At 76.6% G+C, this 20,322-nt stretch carries 22 protein-coding genes; 12 read left to right on the forward strand and 10 right to left on the reverse strand.

Translation table 11 applies throughout. The features are described from left to right. Positions 1-110 precede the first annotated feature (110 nt). From JOD57_RS17310 to JOD57_RS17325, 4 genes are all read left to right on the forward strand, one after another. Entirely contained in the window at positions 111-659 is a 549-nt protein-coding gene (locus JOD57_RS17310; RefSeq protein ID WP_204693141.1) for a DNA-3-methyladenine glycosylase I, read from the forward strand. Between the two features lie 117 nt (positions 660-776). Then, positions 777-944, forward strand: a complete 168-nt coding sequence (locus tag JOD57_RS17315) for a DUF3117 domain-containing protein (RefSeq protein ID WP_012947303.1) — start codon at positions 777-779, stop codon at positions 942-944. Between the two features lie 89 nt (positions 945-1,033). Continuing rightward, the gene (locus tag JOD57_RS17320; RefSeq protein WP_204693142.1) at positions 1,034-2,560 is read left to right on the forward strand and encodes a leucyl aminopeptidase family protein; all 1,527 of its coding nucleotides are present in this window, start codon (positions 1,034-1,036) and stop codon (positions 2,558-2,560) included. A 24-nt stretch (positions 2,561-2,584) separates the two neighbouring features. Beyond that, positions 2,585-4,045, forward strand: coding sequence for a hypothetical protein (locus JOD57_RS17325; RefSeq protein WP_204693143.1), 1,461 nt, complete (start codon positions 2,585-2,587; stop codon positions 4,043-4,045). Between the two features lie 11 nt (positions 4,046-4,056). On the opposite strand, the gene JOD57_RS17330 is transcribed toward JOD57_RS17325, so the two are convergent. The 8 genes from JOD57_RS17330 to glgA all read right to left on the reverse strand — a co-directional run bounded on the left by JOD57_RS17330 (position 4,057) and on the right by glgA (position 11,830). Then, a complete protein-coding gene (locus tag JOD57_RS17330; protein WP_204693144.1) occupies positions 4,057-4,566 on the reverse strand; it encodes a DinB family protein in 510 nt (169 codons plus the stop codon). A gap of 68 nt (positions 4,567-4,634) precedes the next feature. Further along, a complete protein-coding gene (locus JOD57_RS26990) occupies positions 4,635-5,186 on the reverse strand; it encodes a hypothetical protein (protein ID WP_204693145.1) in 552 nt (183 codons plus the stop codon). Positions 5,187-5,433: 247 nt separating this feature from the next. After that, positions 5,434-6,936: a phytoene desaturase family protein gene (locus JOD57_RS17340; RefSeq protein WP_204693146.1), complete on the reverse strand. Its 1,503-nt coding sequence runs from the start codon at positions 6,934-6,936 to the stop codon at positions 5,434-5,436. 75 nt (positions 6,937-7,011) lie between these two features. After that, positions 7,012-8,079, reverse strand: coding sequence for a spore photoproduct lyase family protein (locus JOD57_RS17345; RefSeq protein ID WP_307824760.1), 1,068 nt, complete (start codon positions 8,077-8,079; stop codon positions 7,012-7,014). A gap of 143 nt (positions 8,080-8,222) precedes the next feature. Continuing rightward, positions 8,223-8,957 (reverse strand): GAF domain-containing protein, encoded by a 735-nt coding sequence (locus JOD57_RS17350; protein ID WP_239568596.1) that lies wholly within the window; start codon positions 8,955-8,957, stop codon positions 8,223-8,225. Positions 8,958-9,110: 153 nt separating this feature from the next. Then, a complete protein-coding gene (locus JOD57_RS26430) occupies positions 9,111-9,233 on the reverse strand; it encodes a hypothetical protein (protein ID WP_275582098.1) in 123 nt (40 codons plus the stop codon). 172 nt (positions 9,234-9,405) lie between these two features. Continuing rightward, positions 9,406-10,611: a PP2C family protein-serine/threonine phosphatase gene (locus JOD57_RS17355; protein WP_307824761.1), complete on the reverse strand. Its 1,206-nt coding sequence runs from the start codon at positions 10,609-10,611 to the stop codon at positions 9,406-9,408. 46 nt (positions 10,612-10,657) lie between these two features. After that, the gene (glgA, locus tag JOD57_RS17360; RefSeq protein WP_204693148.1) at positions 10,658-11,830 is read right to left on the reverse strand and encodes a glycogen synthase; all 1,173 of its coding nucleotides are present in this window, start codon (positions 11,828-11,830) and stop codon (positions 10,658-10,660) included. 72 nt (positions 11,831-11,902) lie between these two features. Here glgA and glgC point away from each other — a divergent pair, with 72 nt between their 5' ends. Continuing rightward, positions 11,903-13,123, forward strand: coding sequence for a glucose-1-phosphate adenylyltransferase (gene glgC / locus JOD57_RS17365; RefSeq protein WP_204693149.1), 1,221 nt, complete (start codon positions 11,903-11,905; stop codon positions 13,121-13,123). Beyond that, positions 13,120-13,620 (forward strand): 2'-5' RNA ligase family protein, encoded by a 501-nt coding sequence (locus tag JOD57_RS17370; RefSeq protein ID WP_307824762.1) that lies wholly within the window; start codon positions 13,120-13,122, stop codon positions 13,618-13,620. Before glgC ends, JOD57_RS17370 begins: the two co-directional genes overlap by 4 nt. A gap of 7 nt (positions 13,621-13,627) precedes the next feature. Here the strand turns inward: JOD57_RS17370 and JOD57_RS17375 are convergent, their stop codons facing one another. Continuing rightward, complete coding sequence (locus tag JOD57_RS17375; RefSeq protein ID WP_204693151.1) at positions 13,628-14,284, reverse strand: O-methyltransferase; 657 nt, start codon at positions 14,282-14,284, stop codon at positions 13,628-13,630. A 182-nt stretch (positions 14,285-14,466) separates the two neighbouring features. Between JOD57_RS17375 and sigE the strand changes: the two genes are divergently transcribed. The 4 genes from sigE (at position 14,467) to JOD57_RS17395 (ending at position 17,792) form a co-directional block, all read left to right on the forward strand. After that, positions 14,467-15,081: an RNA polymerase sigma factor SigE gene (gene sigE / locus JOD57_RS17380; protein WP_307824763.1), complete on the forward strand. Its 615-nt coding sequence runs from the start codon at positions 14,467-14,469 to the stop codon at positions 15,079-15,081. Further along, complete coding sequence (locus JOD57_RS17385) at positions 15,078-15,665, forward strand: anti-sigma factor family protein (protein ID WP_204693153.1); 588 nt, start codon at positions 15,078-15,080, stop codon at positions 15,663-15,665. The genes sigE and JOD57_RS17385 overlap by 4 nt, the downstream gene beginning before the upstream one ends. 49 nt (positions 15,666-15,714) lie before the next feature. Continuing rightward, positions 15,715-17,310: a S1C family serine protease gene (locus JOD57_RS26995; RefSeq protein ID WP_204693154.1), complete on the forward strand. Its 1,596-nt coding sequence runs from the start codon at positions 15,715-15,717 to the stop codon at positions 17,308-17,310. Positions 17,311-17,378: 68 nt separating this feature from the next. Further along, positions 17,379-17,792, forward strand: a complete 414-nt coding sequence (locus JOD57_RS17395; RefSeq protein ID WP_204693155.1) for a twin-arginine translocase TatA/TatE family subunit — start codon at positions 17,379-17,381, stop codon at positions 17,790-17,792. Between the two features lie 107 nt (positions 17,793-17,899). Here the strand turns inward: JOD57_RS17395 and JOD57_RS17400 are convergent, their stop codons facing one another. Continuing rightward, positions 17,900-19,060 carry an Mrp/NBP35 family ATP-binding protein gene (locus JOD57_RS17400; protein ID WP_204693156.1) on the reverse strand — a complete coding sequence of 387 codons (1,161 nt, stop codon included), beginning with the start codon at positions 19,058-19,060 and terminating at the stop codon, positions 17,900-17,902. Positions 19,061-19,295: 235 nt separating this feature from the next. On the opposite strand from JOD57_RS17400, the gene JOD57_RS17405 reads away from it, so the two are divergent. Together JOD57_RS17405 and JOD57_RS17410 are read left to right on the forward strand one after the other, a co-directional pair. After that, positions 19,296-19,994, forward strand: a complete 699-nt coding sequence (locus JOD57_RS17405) for an AzlC family ABC transporter permease (protein WP_204693157.1) — start codon at positions 19,296-19,298, stop codon at positions 19,992-19,994. Beyond that, on the forward strand, positions 19,991-20,308 hold the full coding sequence (locus tag JOD57_RS17410) for an AzlD domain-containing protein (RefSeq protein ID WP_204693158.1): 318 nt from the start codon (positions 19,991-19,993) through the stop codon (positions 20,306-20,308). The genes JOD57_RS17405 and JOD57_RS17410 overlap by 4 nt, the downstream gene beginning before the upstream one ends. Positions 20,309-20,322 lie beyond the last annotated feature (14 nt).

Here is a 20,322-nt window from a genome sequence, read left to right on the forward strand (position 1 = left end):
AGGGCACCCGCCCGCGTCCGCCGGTGCACCACCCGTCCGGATGGCCCCCGGTCGGCAGCACGGCGAGGTCGCGGGGGAGACCGTCGGTGCCCGCCGCTACCGTCCGCCGCGTGGACCGCGTGCGCTGTGCGTGGGGCGACAGCGCCCCCGAGTACGTCCGCTACCACGACGAGGAGTGGGGCACCCCGCTGCACGGCGACGACGCCCTGTTCGAGCGGCTCTGCCTCGAGGCGTTCCAGTCGGGCCTGTCGTGGATCACGATCCTGCGCAAGCGGCCGGCGTTCCGCGCCGCCTTCGCCGGCTTCTCGATCGACGCGGTCGCGGAGTTCACCGCCGACGACGAGGCCCGCTTGCTGGCCGACGCCGGCATCGTCCGCAACCGCGCGAAGATCGCCGCCGCCGTCCGCAACGCCCGCGCCGCCCAGCAGGTCCCGGAGGGCCTGTCGGAGCTGCTGTGGTCCTTCGCGCCGTCCGGGCCGCGTCCGCGGCCGGCCACACTGGCCGACGTCCCGGCCACCAGCCCCGAGTCGACGGCGATGGCGAAGGAGCTCAAGCGGCGCGGCTTCGTGTTCGTCGGACCGACCACCGCCTACGCGCTCATGCAGGCCACGGGCATGGTCGACGACCACGTGAGCACCTGCTTCCGGGCCACCCCGTAGGGGGCCCAGGTTGGTCTCCCGGCGGGGATACGGGATCATTGCCGCGGAGCTCACTGCACGAAGGACAGCCACACCGCACCTCCAGAGGGTCGCGGGTGGCCGGCGAAGGAGGCACGCATGGCGGCCATGAAGCCGCGCACGGGTGAAGGTCCCCTGGAGGTCACCAAGGAGGGGCGCGGCCTGGTCATGCGGGTGCCGCTCGAAGGCGGCGGTCGCCTGGTCGTCGAGCTGTCGCCCGACGAGGCCGCGGCGCTCTCCGAGGCCCTGAAGGGCGCGACCAGCTGAACGCCTCCGCGAGCCTGCCCCCGGGCAGCCCCGCGCAGGACGACGCGGCCCCGGCCGCCGGCAGCACGCCGGCGACCGGGGCCGCCCCCTTGCCGCGGGTCGACCTGCTCACCGCCCTGCCCCCGCTCGGGGAGGACGACGTCCTCGCCGTCCCGGTCGGCACCGGCGGCACGCTCCCCGCCTGGCTGACCTCCCCGGCGCCCGGCGCCGACCCGCCGGTGCCGGCCGACCTGCTCGCCGCCGCGCTGCGCGACACCGGCAACACCGGCAAGGCCGGCGCGATCACCGACCTGCCCGTCCCCGGCCGCCGCCCGCGCAGCGTCGTCGCCGTCGGCCTGGGTGACGGGACCCTGCCGCACCTGCGGTCCTACGTCGCCACCGCCGTCCGCCGGGCGCAGACGCTCGCCGAGTGGGGAGCCACCGGTCTGGTGCTGCCCGTCGACGGCGCGGCCGCGCCCGCCGGTGCCGACGAGGTGCGCGCCGCCGTCGAGGCCGCGCTGCTGGCCGGCTACCGCTTCCGCGACACCTCCACGCCGCACCCGGCGCGGCTGGCCACGGTCACCGTCGTCGCCGCCGACGCCGCCGACCCGGCCGTGGGCGCCGCCGCCCGAACCGGCGAGGTCACCGGCGCGGCCGTCGCCTGGGCGCGCGACCTGGTCAACACCCCGAGCAACACCAAGGACCCGGCGTGGCTGGCCGAGCAGGCCGTGCAGCGGCTGGCCGCGCTGCCGCACGTCACCGTCACCGTGCTCGGCCCCGAGGAGCTCGCCGACGGCGGCTTCGGCGGCGTGCTCGCCGTGGGCGGCGGCTCGGCGTGCCCGCCGCGGGTCGTCGTCGTCGCCTACGAGCCGCCCGGTGCCGGCCCGGCCCGGCCGGTGCTGGTGGGCAAGGGCATCACGTTCGACACCGGTGGCCTCTCGATCAAGCCCAACGCCGGCATGCGCGAGATGAAGACCGACATGGCCGGCGGGGCCGCGGTGCTCGCCGCCGTCGACGCCGCGGCGCGGCTGGAGCTGCCGGTCGCGGTGACCGCCGTCGTCCCGGCCGCGGAGAACGCGGTGTCGGGGTCGTCCTACCGGCCGGCCGACGTCGTCCGGCACGTCGGCGGGCGCACCACCGAGGTGCAGAACACCGACGCCGAGGGCCGCATGGTGCTCGCCGACGGCCTGGCGTGGGGGCGGCTGGAGCTGGGCGCCACGGTGCTGGTCGACGTCGCCACGCTGACCGGCGCGATGAAGGTCGCGCTCGGCACGCGGACGGCGGGGCTGTACGCCACCACCGACGGGCTGGCCACCGCGCTGTCCACCGCCGCCCTGCACGCCGGCGAGCGGGTGTGGCGGATGCCGCTGGCCGAGGAGTACGCCGACCTGCTCGACAGCGCGGTCGCCGACGCCAACAACGCCCCGGGCAACCCCGGCGGCACCACCGCCGCGCTGTTCCTGCGGCCCTTCGCCGGCGACCTGCCCTGGGCGCACCTCGACGTCGCCGGTCCGGCGCGGGCCGGCTCCGACGACGCCGAGGTGGTCAAGGGCGGCACCGGCTTCGGCGCCCGCACGCTGCTGCGCTGGCTGGAGGCCGGCGCGCCGGTCGACCCGCCGCCCACCACCGTCGACTGACCTACCGATCGACCGAGGAGCCCCGTGAGCACCGACGACACCGGCGTCGTCTTCCCCGCCGGTCCCGACGGGCGGCGCAGCACCGCGGCGGTCGGGCGGGCGGTGGTCGCCGATGCGCTCCGCCCGGTCGACCCGGTCGGCGCCCGCGCCGCCGAGCAGGAGACCAACTGGCGGGCCGGGTACCTGGTGCACTTCCGCCGGCTGGTCGAGGCGGGGCTGGCCTCCCCGCAGGCGGCGCTGACCGTCGCCGGCACCGGGCTCGACGCCGTCTCCGGCCGGATGCGGGTGGCCGGCGACGACGGCGAGCAGCCCCTGCGCGCGCTGCTCACCGCACCCGCGGGGCGCTCGCTGGGGACCCGCGAGGTGACCGGGCAGGCCGAGCCCGAGCGCGAGTTCACGCTGCCCTTCTCCGGCCGGCGGCTGCGCGGGGACGACCTGCTGCGACGGCTGGACACCTGGGTCGAGCGCGGCGTCATGGAGCCCTCGGCGGCCGAGGCGGTGCGCACCGTGGTCGCGCACCCGGAGTGGCTGGCGCTGCCCGGGCGCACGGTGGCGGTGCTCGGTGCCGGCGCGGAGATGGGGCCGCTGACCGCGCTGCTGCGGTGGGGCGCCACCGTGGCCGGCGTCGACCTGCCGCGGCCGGACCTGTGGCGGCGGGTCCTCGACACCGCCCGCCGCGGCGCCGGCACGCTGCTGGTGCCGACCGCGGGCGACGCGGACCTGCCCGCCGCCGCGGGGGCCGACCTGGTGCGCGAGGTGCCCGCCGTCGGCGACTGGCTGACCGGGCTGCCCGGCGAGCTGGTCCTCGGGAACTACGTCTACGCCGACGGCGCCACGAACGTGCGGGTGTCGGCCGCCGTCGACGCGCTCACCCAGCGGCTGCAGGCCGCGCGGCCGGAGGCGGCGCTGGCCTTCCTCGCCACCCCCACCGACGTCTTCGCCGTCCCGGGGGAGGCCGTCGCGCAGTCGGTGCGCAACTACGCCGGCCGGTCGCGGTTCGGCAAGCTGGTCGGCCGTCCGCTGCGGACCCTCTCGGCCGGGCGGCTGCTGCAGCGGGCCTACGTGCCCGGCGCCGACCCCGGCATCAGCGACGACCTGGTCGCCCAGCAGGGGCCGAACTACGCGCTGGCCAAGCGGCTGCAGCGGTGGCGGGCCACGGTGGCGCGGGCGGCCGGGACCACGGTGTCGATGAACGTCGCGCCGCCGACCCGCACCCGGTCGGTGGTGAAGAACCGCGCGCTGGCCGCCGCGTACGCCGGGGCGCACCGCTTCGGCGTCGAGGTGTTCGAGCCGGCGACGTCGAACGTGCTCATGGCGGCGCTGATGGTGCACGACCTGCACACGGGCGGCGGGCCGCGGCACGAGCACCCGTGGCAGGACGAGGCGCACGCCGCCGTGCACGGCGGGCTGTGGCGCACGGCCTACGCCCCGCGCAGCGCGCTGGGGCTGGCCGCGGTGCTGGGCCTCGGGGCGGCGCGGGGCTGAGGGGCCCCGGGTCACTCCCCGACGACGCCGTCGACCGCCTCCCGCAGCAGGTCGGCGTGCCCGTTGTGCCGGGCGGTCTCCTCGAGCAGGTGCAGCAGCATCCACCGGAGGCTGAAGCGGTTGCCGTTGCGCAGCGAGCCGGCCGACAGCGCGTCGAGGTCGCCGGCGGCCGCGACCACCGCGTCGGTGCGCCGGCAGGCCTCCTCGTACCGGCGGCGCAGCTCGTCGGGCTCGAGGTCGACGGCGACGTGCCACTCCCAGTCCCGGTCGGCCGACCAGTCCACGCCCGGCCACGGCTCGGGCAGCGGCTGCCCCGAGAAGTCCTCCACCGACCAGGACTCCTCGACGTAGGCCAGGTGGTACAGCAGCCCGGCGAGCGTCATCGACGACGGCGCGTGCTGCCGCGCCAGCTGCTCGCGGGTCAGCCCCTCCGTCTTCAGCAGCAGGGTCTCGCGCTGGTGGTCGAGGAAGCCGGTCAGCTGGGCGGTCTCGGAGGCGGACTCCGGCGGGTCGGTGCGCACCCGCCGACCCTCGCACGCGGCGCTGCCGAGACCCTCCCCGTTCCGCCTCTCGCGCGCGAAGGGCGTGCTCAGGGGCGGGTTCGGGGTCCGGAGGTGTCGAAGGCGGGTCGTAGGTCCGGGTCGTGCAGGAGGTCGTGGAGTACCGGTCGTCGGTGGAGCGTGCGCTCGCCGGGTGGCTGGTCGAGCGGCCTGCGCCGTTCCGCCGGCTGCCGGTCGGGCTGCTGTCGCGGGAGCAGAAGGCCGCGGAGTTGCAGCAGGTGGCTGCGCTGGAGGCGCGCACGGCCGCGTACAAGGCCGAGCTGGTGCTCGGGCTGGCCGACGAGGCCGGCGTCCTGCGGGCCGCGGCCAGCCTCGACCGGCTGCGCCGGCTGGCCCGCCGCGGCTGCCCCGACCACCCCGGCGAGGGCGACTGCGGGTGCGCGGTGCTCGACCGCCCGGCCGAGATCGACCGGTACGACCCCAGCGACGACCAGCAGACCTTCGTGCACACCCGCGACCGCACCTGCCGCTTCCCCACCTGCGGGCAACGCGTCGGGTGGGCCGACGCCGACCACGTCGTCCCGCACGCCTGCGGCGGCGCCACCGACTGCGCCAACCTGTGCTGCCTGTGCCGCAGCCACCACCGGCTCAAGACCCTCGCCCGCGGCTGGCGCTTCCAGATGGACGCCGACGGCGTCCTCACCGTCACCACACCCTCGGGCATCACGAGGACCACGAGACCACCGGGCCTGCGACCACCCCCCGCCGTCGACACCGGACCACCGCCGCAGCCCGACCGCCGGTACCGCCGGACGACGACCCGCCACCCTTCTGACGGGACGGGCGTCGGCTCGCTCGCGCTCGGACGAAGCCGGTCCCCTCGGCCGCTCAGGCGGAGCCGACCAGCCCGGCGACGATCTCGGCCGACAGGGCGACCAGCGGCAACCCGCCACCGGGGTGCGAGGACCCGCCGACCAGGTAGAGCCCGCGCACCGGTGCGGCGTTGCCCGGCCGGAGGAACGCCGCGCGGGCGCCGTTGCTGGAGGTGCCGTAGATGGAGCCGCCGACGCTGCCGGTCTCCCGGGCGAGGTCGGCCGGGCTGCGGGCCACGCACCAGCGCACCCGGTCGCGGACGTCGAGTCCGCGCGCGGCCATGACCTCGAGGACCCGGGTGGCGTAGCGGTCGGCCAGGCCCGGCGCGTCCCAGTCGACGCCGCTGTCGGGGTCGTGCCGCGGTGCGTTGACCAGCACGAACCACGACTCGCTGTCGTCGCCGGGCCGGGTGGCCGGGTCGTCGGGCGCGCTGACGTACACGGTCGGGTCGGGCACCGGGCAGGGCACGCCGCGGTGCCGGCCGGTGCCGAAGACGGCGTCGAACTCGGCGTCGTAGTCCGCGGGGAACAGCACGGTGTGGTGGGCCAGGCCCGGCGTCCGCCCGCGCAGCGCGAGCAGCAGGACGAACCCCGACAGCGACGGCGTGGCCCGGGTCAGCCCGCGCCGCACCGCCCGCGTGCGGCGGTCCGGGGGCAGCAGGTCGGCGTACAGCGCGGTCGCGTCGGCGCCCGAGACGACCACGTCGGCGGTCATCTCCCCGCCGTCGGCCAGCTCCACGCCCGACACCCGCCCGCCGTCGCGCAGCACCCGGCGCACCGGGGTGCCGGTCCGGATCTCCGCGCCCCGGTCGCGGGCCCGCTCGGCCACCGCCTCCGCCAGCCGGTGCAGCCCGCCGCGCACGTACCAGGAGCCGAAGGCCTGCTCGACGTAGGGGACGGTGGCCAGCACCGCCGGGGCGCGCCGCGGGTCGGAGCCGGAGTAGGTGGCGTAGCGGTCGAGCAGCACCTGCAGCCGGGGATCGCGCAGGTAGCGCCCGCCCAGGCCGCGCAGCGTCTGCCAGGGCGCCACGGTGCCGACGTCGGCCGGGTCGCGGGCCAGCCGGGCCAGCGTGGCCGCCCCGCGCAGCGGCGAGCGGAGGAAGGGCTGCTCGGTGATCGCCCACATCGCCTCGGCGCGGTCGAGCAGCTCCCGCCACTGCCCGCCGGCACCGTCGCCCAGCGCGCCGTCGAGCGCGGCGGGCACCTGCTCGAGGTGCCCGGGCATCGCCAGCCGGGTGCCGTCGGCGAACCGGTAGTCGACGGCCGGGTCGAGGCGCTCGAGGTCGACCGCGTCCTCCAGCGGGCCGCCGGTGGCGTCGAAGAGGTCGCGGTGCACCTGCGGCAGCGTGACCAGGCTCGGGCCGGTGTCGAAGGCGTGCCCGTCGCGGGCGTACCAGCCGAGCTTGCCGCCGATGCCGCCGGACTGCTCGAGGACGGTGACCCGGTGCCCGAGGGCGGCCAGCCGTGCGGCGGCGGCCAGGCCGCCGAGCCCCGCTCCGACGACCACCACCCGCGCCACGACCACACGGTAGTCGAGGGGTCTCCCTGCCCCCTGCCGCTCGCAGGCTCGCGACGGGCCCCCGCCGGGAGGCCGTCAGAACGCGTAGCGGACGCGCAGCCAGGGGGCGTGGTGGGCGATGAGCTCCTGCAGCCGCTCGACCCCGGCCCGCTTCACGTCGTTGCGGTAGCGCACGTTCCACTGGCCGTTCTGGCTGCGCTTGGGCTGCTGGATCTCCGGCCGCCACAGCAGGTCCTCGGCCTTGGGGTGCCAGCCGAGGTTGACCTCGTGCAGGTCCCGATTGTGCGTCAGCATGATCACCTCGGCGGCCGCCTGGGCCTTCGCCGCGGGGGAGAGGACGTCGTCGAGCTGGCCGAGCAGCTGCGCCCAGTCGGCCTCCCAGCCCTCGCGCAGCACGACCGGAGAGAGGTTCAGGTGCACCTCGTACCCGGCCTCGACGAAGTCGTCGACGGCGGCGACCCGCTCGGCGATCCGGCTGGTGCGCACGTCGATCACCTTCGAGTCGGCGTCGGGCATGAGCGAGAAGCGGATGCGGGTGCGGCCCTGCGGGTCGAGGTCGAGCAGCTGCCGGTTGACGTACTTGGTGGCGAAGGAGGCCTTGGCCGTGGGCAGCTGGCGGAACGTCGCGACGAGGTCGGCGACGTTGTCGCTGACCAGCGCGTCGACCGAGCAGTCGCTGTTCTCGCCGATGTCGTACACCCAGCTGACCGGGTCGCACTGGTCGGGCTCGCTCTTGACGCCCTGCCGCGCGACGTGCCGGCGCACGTAGCCGGTGATCTGCTCGATGTTGGTGAAGACGGTGATCGGGTTGGCGAAGCCCTTGCGCCGCGGCACGTAGCAGTAGGCGCAGGCCATCGCGCAGCCGTTGGCGGTCGAGGGCGCGATCCAGTTCGACGAGCGGCTGTTGGGCCGGGCCGACAGCGACTTCTTGACCCCGAGGACCAGCGTCTCGGTCTTCACCCGCACCCAGCGCTCGACGTTGCCCTCGTTGCCGTTGAGCTCGGGGATCTGCCAGTGCGAGGGCACCTCGACGATCTCGACGCCGGGGAACCGGGCGAGCACGTCGCGGCCACGGGCGGAGTCGAGGGCGGCCGGCTCGGCGAACACGGTGCGCACGTCGAGCAGGCGGGTGGGGGAGGGCACCGGGGCCGGCGCGGGAGGCGGCGGGGATCCGGGCACAGTGGGGACGGCGGACGGCGGGGGAGCGGCTGCCACGTCCTGTTCCAGCGTCACCGCCGACCGGCCGATTCCCGCCCTGACCTGCGGGGACGGTCACACGCGAGGCGTCAGCCGCGTCCGGGGGGCACGACGTCGTCGAGGTCCAGCCGGCCGGCCTCGAGGTCCTCGGCGACCTCCTCGACCGAGCGCCCGGCGGCGTAGGCCGCGCCGCGCAGCAGGACCAGCGCGGTGGCCGCGTCCGTGTTGAGCGCCAGGCTCGCGCGACCGGCCGCGCGCAGCACCGCGGCGCGGCGGACCGCCTCCGGCCCGTGCAGCCAGTCGGGCCCGCTCTCAGCCGGCCAGTCCGACCACACGGCCGCCTCGGTGAGGACGGCGGTCACCATCTCGCCCACCGCCACGGCCGCGAAGACGTCGAGGTCGAGGACCGCCGCCTCGTCGGTGAAGTAGAGGTCCAGCGCGCCGGCGCCGGCGAGGTCCTCCCGCAGGGGGAGGGCGACCGCCGCGCGGAACGGCGTCTGCGCGGTGAGCAGGTCGGCGTAGGGCGCCCACCGGCGGCGCAGGTCGGCGAGGACGGCGAACACCGGCTGCCGGGTCTCCTGCGCGGCCATGCAGGGGCCGCTCCCCACGGTGAACTGCAACCGCTCCGCGCAGGACGCGTCGGGGCTGCTCGCCCCCAGCGGGATCCGCCGCCCGGCTGCGTCGACCACCGACAACCCGGCGCCGTCCACCCCGAGCGTGCGGACGGCGGCCCGCGCCAGCCGCACCGGCAGGAACTCGGCCTCGGTGGGCCCCTGCGCGGACTCCTGGTCGAGCGCGGAGGCGAACCGGGTGGCGATGGTCATGCCTGGTCCATACCCGCGCCTAAGCCCCGCGGCCGCGGGTTGGCGGGTTTACGCCGCCCGGTCGGGCCGGTGCGTGTACGCCGCCCCCCGCACGGCCTCGTCGGACTCCAGGCCGGCTCCCAGCGCGCCCCCCGACCGTGGCCGGCGAACCGGTCAGCCAGGCCAGCTCCGGGTGGTCGGCCAGCGTCGCGCGGTGCCCGAGCCCTCGGCGAACAGCCCGGAGGGCACCAGCAGCAGCGCACCGACCGGCGGCCGCACCAGCCCGTCCCCCACCACCGCACGTCCCACACGACGTCGGGGTGCTGCTCGTGCAGCGCCGGCGCCAGGCCGGCGGCGAGGTCGCCGGCCACCTCGGCCGCCGCACCGGGAGCGGCGACCGGTCCGAGGACGACGTCGGGGGCGGCCGCGGAGGCGCCCGGCACGTCGTCGCGCTCCGCGGGGGCCTCGCTCACGGCTGCAACTGCTCCTCGCGGCCGGTCCGCCACTCGACCATGACGATGCTGGCGTCGTCCTGGAGCTGCCCGGCCTGGTGGTTCATGACGCTGCCCATGAGCCGGCGCATCGTCTCCGGCGGCGGGTCGCCGGCCAGCTCGGCGCGCACGACGAGGTCGGCCAGCCGCTCCTCGCCGAAGAACTCCCCGCCGGGGGAGCGGGCCTCGACCACCCCGTCGGTGTAGAGGAGCACACGGTCCCCGGGCCGCAGCTGCACCTGGCAGACGTCGGGCTCGGCCGACTGCAGCCCCAGGGGACGGCCCGGGCGGCACGCCGGCGGGCGGACGAGCGTGCCGTCGCGCACCAGCAGCGGGTCGGGGTGCCCGCAGTTGACCCAGTGCAGCACGCCGGTGTCGAGGTCGAGGCGGGCGATCGCGGCGGTGGCGAACCGGCTGCCGGAGAACTGACCGGCGACGACGGCGTCGACCGCGGCCGCGATGCCGGGCAGGTCCAGCCCCCTGCGCCGCGCGTGCCGGTAACCGCCGACGGCGGCGCTGCTGAGCAGGGCGGCGGGCAGGCCGTGACCCACGGCGTCGAGGACCATCAGGTCGACCAGCGAGCCGTTCACGGCGTAGTCGAAGGTGTCGCCGCCGATCTCGTAGGCCGGCTCCAGCGCCCCGGTGACGACGACGCGGTCGCTGGCGTAGGTGAGCGGCGGCAGCAGGTCCCACTGGATCTCGGCCGCGAGCGATAGGGTCCGCCGCCGGCGCAACTGGGAGAAGAAGTCGCTGTAGGCGTCGCGGGTCACCACGACCTCGGCGACCAGCGAGGCGAAGGTGCGCGCGTCGTCGTCCAGTTCCGGTGGCACCTCCCCCGGGACGACGAACTCCAGGACCCCCACCCGCTCGGCGCCGTCGAGCAGGGGCACCCACAGGGTTACCAGGCCGTCCTGCGCGGGCGCCTGCACCGTGTCGACCCGGCGGAAGGCGCGACCGGCCACCGAGCCGTCGATGGTCAGCTCCTGGCGACCGGGGACGCCCTCGCCCGGGACGGGCACCAGGACGTGCTGCGCGTAATCGGCCAGGTAGACGACCGCCTCCCGGGCGCCCAGCCGCCGCGCCTGCCCGGTGACGACGGCGCCCAGCCCGGTCGCGGGCAGGTGGTGGGCCGCGCGCAGCAGCGCCCGGATCGGGTCCTCGGAGGACGGCGTCGCAGTGCCCACGGCGGGACAGCCTCGCACCCCTGCCCCGGGCGGGCACCGCCGCCGCTCAGCCGCGGGCGGCGAGCACCTCGGTGTAGACCGCCACGGTCTGCTGGGCGATGGCCGGCCAGCCGAACTCCGACAGCACCCGCTCGCGGCCGGCGGCGCCCATGCGCGCGGCCCGGTCGGGGTCCCGGAGCAGCTCGGTGACGCGCTCGGCGAGACCGGCCTCGAAGCCGGCGACGTCGTCGGGGTCGTAGGGGACCAGCAGGCCGGTCTGCCCGTCGGCGACGACCTCGGGGATGCCGCCGACGGCGCTGGCGACCACCGCGGTGCCGCACGCGGCGGCCTCGAGGTTGACGATGCCGAGCGGCTCGTACACCGAGGGGACGACGAACACCGTCGCGCCGGTGATCAGCGGCACCAGCTGCTCGCGGGGCACCATCGCCTCGATCCAGACGACGCCGGAGCGGCGGGCCTGCAGCGCGGCGACGGCGTCGGCGACCTGCTGCCGCTCGGCCGGGGTGTCGGCGGCGCCGGCGCACAGCACCAGCCCGGTGTCGGCCGGCAGCTGCTCGGCGGCCCTCAGCAGGTGGACCACGCCCTTCTGCCGGGTGATCCGCCCGACGAACAGCGCGTAGGGCCGGTCGGGGTCCACACCGAGCGAGCGGACGACGTCGGGCGCGGGCGTGGGCCGGTAGGCCTCGGCGTCCACCCCGTTGCCGACGACGTGCACCCGGGCCGGGTCGAGGTCGGGATAGGCGTCGAGGACGTCGGCGCGCATGCCGTTGCTCACCGCGATCACGCCGTCCGCGGCCAGGTAGGCGGTGCGCTCCACCCACGACGAGAGCCGGTAGCCGCCGCCGAGCTGGTCGGCCTTCCACGGCCGCCGCGGCTCCAGCGAGTGCGCGGTCACCACGTGCGGCACCCCGTGCACCAGCGCGGCCAGCATCCCCGCGCCGTTGGCGTACCAGGTGTGGCTGTGCACCAGGTCGACGTCGGAGAGCGCCGCGGCGATCTCCACGTCGGTGCCCAGCGCCTGCAGCGCGCCGTTGGCGGAGGCCAGGCCGGGCGGCACGGCCCAGCCGACGGCGTCGGGGCGCGGGGCGCCGAAGCAGTGGACGTCGAGGTCGGGCCCGGCGGGCAGCGACCGCAGCGCCGCCACGAGGTGTTCGACGTGCACGCCGGCTCCGCCGTAGACGTCTGGTGGCCACTCACGGGTGACGATGCCGATGCGCACGCCGGTCACCCTAGGGGCACGACGGGAACGGGTCAGGTCACGCGGGAAGCCCGTAGCGGCTACGTTCGCTCCATGCGTGGCGGTCCTCGGGTGCTCGGCATCGTCCTGGCTGGTGGAGAGGGCAAGCGACTGGCCCCCCTGACCCAGGACCGGGCCAAACCGGCGGTGCCCTTCGGCGGCAACTACCGGCTCATCGACTTCGTGCTGTCCAACCTGGTGAACGCCGAGATCCGGCAGATCGCCGTGCTGACGCAGTACAAGAGCCACAGCCTCGACCGGCACATCACCACGACGTGGCGGATGTCGAACCTGCTCGGCAACTACGTCACCCCGGTGCCGGCGCAGCAGCGGCTCGGCCCGCGCTGGTACACCGGCAGCGCCGACGCCATCCTGCAGAGCCTCAACCTCATCTACGACGCGCGGCCCGACATCGTGGTCGTCTTCGGCGCCGACCACGTGTACCGGATGGACCCGGGCCAGATGATCGACCAGCACCTGCAGACCGGGGCCGGCGTGACCATCGCCGGCCTGCGGGTGTCCCGGCGCGAGGCCACCGAGTTCGGCGTCATCGACGCCGACGCCGAGGGCAGGGTGCGCGGCTTCCTCGAGAAGCCGGCCGACCCGCCGGGGCTGCCGGACTCCCCGGAGGAGTCCTTCGCCTCCATGGGCAACTACGTGTTCACCACGGACGCGCTGCTGGAGGCCCTACGGACCGACGCCGAGGACGCCGACTCGGCGCACGACATGGGCGGCTCGATCATGCCGATGCTGGCCGATGCCGGGGCGGCCTACGTCTACGACTTCTCGACCAACGTCGTCCCCGGCGCCAGCGAGCGCGACCACGGCTACTGGCGCGACGTGGGGACGATCGACTCCTACTTCGACGCGCACATGGACCTGGTGTCGGTCACGCCGGTGTTCAACCTCTACAACGACCGCTGGCCGATCCTCACCCTGCCGCCGCAGCAGCCGCCGGCGAAGTTCGTGCTCGGCGGGCGGGCCGAGGAGTCGATGGTCAGCGCCGGCGCGATCATCGGCGGCGGGTCGGTGCACAACTCGGTGATCTCGCCCGGCGTGCGGGTGGACCGCGGCGCGCGGGTCGAGGACAGCGTGCTCATGGACGGCGTCGTCGTCGGTGAGGGCGCCTACGTCCGCCGCGCCATCCTCGACAAGAACGTCGTCGTCCCGTCGTGGGCGCGCATCGGCGTGGACTCCAGCGCGGACGAGGAGCACTACCACGTCAGCGCCGGCGGGGTCGCGGTCCTCGGCAAGGGCGTCCGCGCGCACGTGTGAGCGAGCCGCTGGTCGTCACCCTGCTCCTCGAGGCGGAGGCGCAGGCGCGGTTCGACCGGCTGCGCGCCGAGCACTTCCCGGCGGAGCGCAACCACCTGGCGGCGCACGTCACGCTGTTCCACGCGCTGCCGGGGGAGGAGCGGCCCGCGGTCGACGCCGCGCTGGCGCGGGCCGCGGCGCGGCCGCCGTTCGACGTCGCCGTGGCCGGCCTGCAGCTGCTCGGCCGCGGCGTGGCCTACCGGCTGGCCGCGCCGGAGCTCTCCGCCCTGCACGCCCGGCTGGCCGCGGAGTTCGACCCGTGGCTCACCCGGCAGGACCGGCAGCGGCTGTCGGCGCACGTCACGGTGCAGAACAAGGTGGCACCGGCGCAGGCCCGCGCGCTGCGCGACCGGCTCGAGGCCGGGTTCACCCCGCACGCGGTGCCGGCCCGGGGGCTGGGGCTGTGGCGCTACCTCGGCGGCCCGTGGGAGCCGCTGGCCGAACACCCGTTCCGCTGACCTCTCCTCAGGCGCGGCGGGTCGCCACCAGCAGGCCGGTGCCGATCGGCAGGACGGCGGAGGTGAGGTCCTCGTCCTCGCGGACGGCACGGGCGAGGTCCCGCCAGGTGACCGTCTCGGGGTCGCGGGCCGCGCGGTCACCGATCCGGTCGCCGGCCAGCAGGCCGTGGCAGGTGAGCGTCCCGCCGGGGCGGACCAGGCCGACCAGCGCGGCCAGGTGCGCGGCGTACTCGGCCGGGCGGCCCGCGCAGGCGACCAGGTCGTAGGCGCCGGGGGACAGCCGTGGCAGGACCTCGGCGGGCGTGCCGAAGATCAGGCGGGTCCGGCCCGGGGCGACGCCGGCGTCGGCGAGGGCCTGCCGGGCGGCCCGCAGTTGGGCCGCGTCGGTGTCGAGGACGGTGAGGACGCCGTCGGGCCGCATCCCGCGCAGCAGCCAGAGCCCGTGCACGCCGCCGCCGCTGCCGATCGACACGACCGCCCGGGCCCCGGCACCCGCGGCGAGGACCGCCAGCGTGGCCCCGACCGCCGGCTCCACCGGCGGCGGGCCGCCCAGCGCGGTGGCCCGGGAGCGGGCGGCGGCCAGGACGGGGTCCTCGGCGGCGTAGCGGTCGGCCCACGCGGCACCGCCGGTGCCGCCCGTACGCGGTTCGCCGGCGATCGTCACCGGGTGAGGTTACTGGGGGTGACCGTCCGGAGCCGGGAGCCGAGCCTGTGAGGAGCCTGTGAACGGGAACACCGGGCCGTCCACCGGCCGTTGGACCCGGCGTGACACCCCAGCGTGCCGCCGCCTCCCCCGCCACTGCTCCGGGGGAGGTCGGAAGCGTGCGCGTCTGCGATCCTGGAGCCGTGTCCGAGGCCGCCGCCCCCCCGCCCACCGACGAGCAGCCGGCCGCGTCCGGCGCCGGAGAGGTGTGGGTGGCCCCGACCTGGGAGCAGGTCGTGCGCGACCACTCCGCCCGCGTCTACCGGCTGGCCTACCGCCTCTCCGGCAACGCCCAGGACGCCGAGGACCTCACCCAGGAGACCTTCGTCCGGGTGTTCCGCTCGCTGGCCGACTTCTCACCGGGCACCTTCGAGGGCTGGCTGCACCGGATCACCACCAACCTGTTCCTCGACATGGTCCGCCGCCGCCAGCGGATCCGCTTCGATGCGCTGCCCGAGGACACCGAGCGGTTGCCGGGCACCGCGCCGAGCCCCGAGCAGGTCTACGCCGACACCCACCTCGACCCCCAGGTGCAGGCCGCCCTCGACGCGCTGTCGCCGGAGTTCCGCGTCGCCGTCGTCCTCTGCGACATCGAGGGCCTGACCTACGAGGAGATCGCGGCGACCCTCGGCATCAAGCTCGGCACCGTGCGCAGCCGCATCCACCGCGGCCGCGTGCAGCTGCGCACCGCCCTCGCCCACCTGGCCCCGCGCGCGGCCACGTCGGCGGGAGCCACGGACCCGGGGGCCGGCGCATGAGCCTGCCGGAGAGCCACCTGGCCCAGGAGGCGATCGCCGCGCTGGTCGACGGCGAGCTCGCCAGCGGCCCGGCCGCCCGCGCCGCCCGCCACCTGGGCGGCTGCCTCGAGTGCCGCATGGCCGTGCAGGCGCAGCGGGAGGCGAAGGACGCGCTGCACGCCGCGGCCGACGTCGCCGTCCCCGGGGACCTGCTCTCCCGGCTGTGCGCCATCCCCTTCACCGCCGACGTCCCCGGCGGGGGCGGGCTCGGGTCGCTGACCGCGGGCCCGGGGCAGCTGACCGTCACCGACTCCTCCGGCCGCTGGACCGTCACGCTCGACGACCCGCCGCAGACCCCGTCCGCGCCGCACCAGGCCCGCTGGCTGCGCCGCGGCGTGGCCGGGACGCTGGCCGGCCTGGGCATCGGCGTCGCCGTCCTGGCGGTCAACCTGCCCGACGGCGGCGCCACCACCCCGGGCGTCCCGCCCGCGTCGGTGGCCGGGCCGTCGTCGCCGGACGAGCGCACCGAGGTCGTGCCCCCGGTGGTGCGGACGCTGACCGGCGGCGCGGGCACCGGTGCCGTGGCGCCGGGCGCGACGCCCTGACCAGCGAGCCGCGCCCTCTCCCGTCAGGTCCGTGGAGGACGCTGTACCCGTGACGTCACCCGACCCCCGGGAGCCCGGGGCCGCCGACGGCGAGCGCACCGTCGAAGCCGTCGCCGGCGACACCCCGGCCGACGTCGACGGCGCGGTCTTCGCCCGTCCCGCGGGCGCCACCGGCCCGTTCGACCCGCCCCGGCGCACCGGTCCCGCCGTCCCGGCGCCGCCGTCGCCCAGCCCGGCGCAGCAGGCCGCGTTCGGCCGACCGGCCGCCGTCCCCGGCAGCTTCGCCGGCGACCGCCCGACCCCGCCGCCGCGCCCGGCGCTCCCCCCACCGCCGGAGGCGGTGCTGCGCGCCTTCCGCGCGCCGGCCGGGCAGGCCGGGCTGCAGGAGCCCCCCGGCGGGCGCCCCGGGCGCCGCCGCACCTCGGCCGGCCCGTGGTGGAAGCCCGACGCGCGCAGCGACCCGTGGCGCGACCCGCACGCCCCGGCCGGGCTCACCGGACCGGCGGTGTTCGCCGAGGAGTCCGAGCAGGAGGGCCCGGTCGTCGTCGACCGCCGGGGCCGCAGGAAGCTGCGGCTGCGCGACCTGTCGGTGCGGGTGGCCGCGCTCGTCGTGCTCGCCGTCCTGCTCGCCGGCGCCCTCGGCGGCGGGGTGGGTTACCTGCTCACCCGCGAGGCCGCGGAGACACCGCTGCTGGCCCCGGGGACGACGCTGTCGCAGACCGACGAGGGCGTCACCCGTGAGCCGGGGTCGGTGTCCGACATCGCCGGCGCGGTCACCCCGGCGGTCGTGTCGATCGAGGTCCGGGTCGGCGAGGTCGGGGCCACCGGGTCCGGCGTCGTCGTCGACGGCGAGAACGGCTACATCGTCACCAACAACCACGTGGTGTCCGGCGCCGACGGCGTCGAGGGTGCCGGCATCCGCGCGGTCTTCAGCGACGGCACCGGCTCGGAGGCCCGCATCGTCGGCCGCGACCCGGCCAGCGACATCGCCGTCGTCAAGGTGGAGCGGCCCGGCCTGGTCACCGCCTCGCTCGGCAGCGTCGACGACCTCGTCGTCGGCGACCCGGTGGTGGCCATCGGCTCGCCGCTCGGCCTGGCCGGCACGGTCACCAGCGGCATCGTCAGCGCCCTCGACCGGCCGGTCCGGCTGGCGGGCGAGGGCAGCGACACCAACGCGGTGATCAGCGCCGTGCAGACCGACGCGCCGATCAACCCGGGCAACTCCGGCGGTGCGCTGGTCGACGCCACCGGGGCGGTCATCGGCATCAACACCGCGATCGCCTCCCTCGGCGGCGGCAGCGTCGGCCTCGGCTTCGCCATCCCGATCGACACCGCCCGCGAGGTCGCCGAGCAGCTCATCGCCACCGGCGCCGCGGTGCACGCCTCGCTCGGCGTCAACACCCGGTCGGTCACCGACGGCACCCGCGACGGCGCGCTGGTCCTCAACGTCGAGCCGGACAGCGCCGCGGCCGCCGCGGGGATCCGGGAGCGCGACGTCGTCATCGCCGTCGACGACCTGCCCGTCGGCAGCTCCGAGGAGCTCGTCGTCGCCGTCGACTCCCACCGGCCCGGCGACGTCGTCACCCTCGAGCTGATCCGCGACGGGGCGTCCACCACGGTGCAGGCCACGCTCGACCAGGCCTAGTCGCCGGCTCCCGCCGAACTAGTCTGGGACGGCGGCCGCCGCAGGCGGCAGGAGGGCGGGAGCAGCGCGTGTTCGACTCGATCGGCTGGGGCGAGATCGTCGTCCTCGCGCTCGCCGCGCTGTTCATCTTCGGCCCCGAGCGGTTGCCGACCCTCGCCAGGGACGCCGCCGCCGGGCTCAAGCGGGTCCGCGCGGCGATCACCGGCGTGCGGGCGCAGGTCGACGAGTCCCTCGGTGACGAGCTGGCCGGGCTGCGCGACCTCGACCTGCGCCGGTACCACCCGAGGACCTTCATCCGCGAGCAGCTGCTCGCCGACGACGACGCGCCGCCGGTGCGCCGCGGCAGCGCCACCGGCACGCCGGGGCTGGTCGCCGGGGCCGCGACCGGGGCCACCGCGGCAGGGCTGGTCGAGCCGAGCCGCGACGTCGCCCGACCGCGCGACCGCGCGACCCCACCGCCCTTCGACGTCGACGCGACGTAGCGGGGAGCGCGAGGAGCACCCCGGGGAGCCGGCCGCGACAGCAGCGAGGCCCGGCCCCCTCGCGGGGACCGGGCCTCGGTGCGTCGGTGCGTCGGTGCGTCGGTGCGTCAGCGGCGGACGGGGGTGAGCCCCAGCGACATCCCGGACAGCCCGCGCTGGCGGACGGCGAGGGAGTCGGCGATCGCCGACAGCGCCTTCGCCGCGGCGGACTCCGGCTCGGCCAGCACGATCGGCGCACCGGCGTCGCCGGCCTCGCGCAGCCGGGTGTCGAGCGGGATCTGGCCCAGCAGCGGCACCCGCGCGCCCAGCGTCCGGGTCAGCGCGTCGGAGACCGTCTGACCGCCGCCGGAGCCGAAGACCTCCATGCGGCTGCCGTCGGGCAGCTCCATCCACGACATGTTCTCGATGACGCCGACCACCTGCTGGTGGGTCTGCGTGGCGATCGCGCCGGCGCGCTCGGCCACCTCGGCGGCGGCCAGCTGCGGCGTGGTCACCACGAGGATCTCGGCGTTGGGCAGCAGCTGGGCGATCGAGATCGCCACGTCGCCGGTGCCGGGCGGCAGGTCCAGCAGCAGGACGTCGAGGTCGCCCCACCACACATCGGCGAGGAACTGCTGCAGCGCGCGGTGCAGCATCGGCCCGCGCCACACGACCGGGGTGTTGCCCGGGGTGAACATCCCGATCGAGATGACCTTCACGCCCATCGACTGCGGCGGCATGATCATGTTGTCGACCTGGGTCGGCTTGTCCTCGACGCCCAGCATGCGCGGCACCGAGTGGCCGTAGATGTCGGCGTCCACGACACCGACCGACAGGCCCTTCTTCGCCAGCGCGGCGGCCAGGTTGACCGTCACGCTGGACTTGCCGACGCCGCCCTTGCCGGAGGCGACGGCGTACACGCGGGTCAGCGAGCCGGGCTGGGCGAACGGGATGACCGGCTCGGCGGTGTCGCTGCCGCGCACGGTCTTGCGCAGCTCGGTGCGCTGCTCGTCGCTCATCACGTCCAGGCCGACCTGCACCGAGGTGACGCCGGGGACGGCCGAGACCGCCTGGGTGACGCGGTTGGTGATCGTCTCGCGCATGGGGCAGCCGGCCACGGTGAGGTAGACCTCGACGCGCACGGCGCCCGGGTCGCCCTCGACGCCGATCTGCACGTCCTTGACCATGCCGAGGTCGGTCAGCGGACGGTTGATCTCCGGGTCCTGGACGGTGGCCAGAGCGGCGTTGACGGCGTCGAGCGCCGGCGAGCCGGTCAGCGTGTCGGACATGGGTGCGTGTGTCTCCTTCGACGGGGGGACCCGGCCTGCGACCCGCCGCACGCGGCGGCGTCCTGCTACCCGGGCCACCTGCCACTGTACGGCGATCGGCACCGGGTGCCGCCGGCCGCGGGGGTGACGTGTTGCGCACGACGGGCGGCGCTGCCGTGCTGGTCGGTGCCGCGGTGTGCTCGTCGCCTCCCCGGGTCGGCGGCGCACCCGGGACCGGTCGGTAGCGTCGGACGCCGTGTCCCGCTCCGCCCGTGCCGTCGTCCTGCGCGACGCGATCGGGCTCGGGGTGGCCGTCGGTCTCTACGGCGTCGCCTTCGGCGCGGCCGCCGACGCGGCGGGCCTGGACCCCTGGCAGGCGCTGGCGACCTCGCTGCTGATGTTCACCGGCGCCTCGCAGTTCGCGATGGTCGGCGTCCTCGGCGCCGGCGGCAGCGGACCGGCCGCGATCGGCAGCGCGCTGCTGCTGGGCACCCGCAACACCGTCTACGGGGTCCGCCTGGCGCCGCTGCTCGCCCCGCGGGGCCTGCTGCGCCGGCTCGGCCTGGCGCAGTGGGTCATCGACGAGACGACGGCGCTGGCCGTGGCCGCGCCCGACCGCGGGCTGGCCCGGCTGGGGTTCCTCGCCGGCGGGGCGACGATCTACGCGGTCTGGAACGCCACCACGCTGGTCGGCGCGCTCGGTGCCGCGGCGCTGGGGGAGACCGCGCAGGCCGCGCTGGACGCCGTCGTCCCCGCCGCCTTCCTGGCCCTGCTGTGGCCACGGCTGCGGGCCGGCGCCGAGGAGCCGGCCGTCGCCCGCCGGGTCGCGCTCGGCGGCGCGGCCGTGGCGCTCGCGCTGACCCCGTTCGTGCCCGCGGGCGTGCAGGTGGTGGCCGCCGTCGTCGCGGTCGCGCTGGCCGGCCGGCCGCGTCCGGACCGGCGGGAGGCGGCGTGAGCAGCGGGACGCTGTGGGCGGTGGTCGTCGTCGGCTCGCTGGGGTGCTACCTGCTCAAGCTGGCCGGGCTGTCGGTGCCGGCGGCCTGGGTGGAGCGGCCGTGGGTCACCCGCGTGGTCACCTTCGTCCCCGCCGCGCTGCTCGCGGCGCTGGTCGCGGTGCAGACGCTGACCTCCGGCCAGGGCCTCGTGGTCGACGGCCGGCTGGCCGGGCTCGCCGTCGCCGCGCTGGCGCTGGCCCTGCGCGCCCCGTTCATCGTGGTGCTCGTGCTCGCCGGCGCCACCGGCGCGCTGGTGCACCTCCTCACCACGTGACCGCCACCCCGGCT

It is taken from the genome of Geodermatophilus bullaregiensis (assembly GCF_016907675.1).
Taxonomy (GTDB): Bacteria; Actinomycetota; Actinomycetes; order Mycobacteriales; family Geodermatophilaceae; genus Geodermatophilus; species Geodermatophilus bullaregiensis.